Source organism: Mycobacterium sp., from assembly GCF_050701675.1.
Classification (GTDB): Bacteria; Actinomycetota; Actinomycetes; order Mycobacteriales; family Mycobacteriaceae; genus Mycobacterium.
On the sequence record NZ_JBOGDD010000688.1, the window covers coordinates 1 to 1,549 of the forward strand.

Here is a 1,549-nt window from a genome sequence, read left to right on the forward strand (position 1 = left end):
GCCCAGTTATCACATGTTCGGCTATATCGAGGGGCTGCTGTCCGTGCTCTACGTGGGCGGTGCGATCATTCCGCTCACCAAGTTCAGCGCCGAACGGTACTTCGCGGGAATCCAACGCCACCGTGCCACCGACATTCTCTGCGTACCGACCATGGCGGTGGCCATGGTGGAGAGCCCGGTGCGATCGGATTATGACCTCTCCTCTCTCAAGGCAATCCTCTGCGGCTCTGCCCCGGCACCGATCTGGCTCTGGACGCAGATTGCACAGGACTTCGGCGTGCAGGAGATCGTCACCGGGTACGGGATGACGGAGTGTGGCGGCGCGATGACCCTCACTCGGCCGGAAGATTCTCTGCATCTGACCTCCGAGACCGTGGGTCGACCCAAAATGGCTGGCGCAGCCTCGGTTCCGGGATCCGACGACCTGGTCGTCTACAAGACCGTGGATCCGGCGACTGGTGCTGACCTGGGCCAGGGGCAGGAAGGGGAGCTGGTGTCGTGTGGGCCGACCGTCATGCAGGGGTTCTGGAACAGACCCGAGCAGACGGCGGCGGCGCTGCGAGGCGCGTGGTTGCACTCGGGTGATCTCGGGGTCGTGCGTCCCGACGGATACCTCCAGGTCACCGGGCGCAGCAAGGAGCTCTACAAGAGCGGCGGCGAACTGGTGATGCCCAAGGAGATCGAGGATCTCCTCGCCAGGCACGACGATATCAGCCAAGTGTTCGCCATCGGACTGGTCGACGACCGTTGGGGTGAGGTCGGTTGTGCTGTCATCGTTCCCGCTCCCGGTGCGGTGATCACCGAGACTGATGTGTTGGCGATCTGCCGGGCCAGTCTGGCCAAGTTCAAGGTGCCCAAGAGAATCGTGTTCTGCGCCGCCGACGATCTTCCCAAGACACCGACGGGCAAGGTTCAGAAATTCAAACTCGTGCAGCAGCTGGCGCTCTGAAGTCGCAGGCGCTCGCTAGCCGGTGTGTTCCTTGAGCTGCCCGACGTGGTCGACCCGTTCAACGTGTGTCGGTGCCAGTGGCTCGGCGATGAGGCAACTGACCCCGGCCTCGCGATAGGCCTCGACCCGTTGCCGGATATGCCCGATCGGGCCGACGAGGGCGATCGAGCGGACGAACTCGTCGGGTACGGCGGCCACGGCCTCTTGCTTCTTGCCTTGCAGATAGAGGTCTTGGATCGACTCGGCTTCGTCGGCGTAGCCGTAGCGGGTGAACAGAGTGTTGTAGAAGTTTTTGCCCTTGGCGCCCATGCCACCGACATAGAGCGCGACGTGGTTGCGTACGCCCTCCAACGCGGCCGCTTCGGTTTCGGAATCGTCGGTGACCAGCAGGAAGGTCTGTACGGCGATCCCGAGCTCACCCAGCGCCGGATCCCGCTTGGCCCGACCCGCTGCGAGCGCCTCGCCGAAGGCCCGCTGAGCCAGTTCGGGATGGAACAGGAACGGCTGCCACTCGTCGAAGATCTCGGCGGCCAATGCGACGTTCTTCGGCCCGATCGCCGCCAGCAGCATCGGAATCCGTTCGCGGAGCGGTCGGTTCAT

General features: G+C 63.9%; 2 protein-coding genes. One reads left to right on the forward strand and one right to left on the reverse strand.

The features are described 5' to 3' along the window. Window positions 1–949 (forward strand): class I adenylate-forming enzyme family protein (locus tag ACRDUX_RS21115; protein ID WP_526416150.1); only part of this gene is annotated, 949 nt, incomplete at its 5' end. Between the two features lie 15 nt (window positions 950–964). Here ACRDUX_RS21115 and ACRDUX_RS21120 read toward each other — a convergent pair. Continuing rightward, window positions 965–1,549: LLM class flavin-dependent oxidoreductase (locus tag ACRDUX_RS21120; protein ID WP_526416152.1), on the reverse strand; the 585-nt coding region annotated here is incomplete at its 5' end.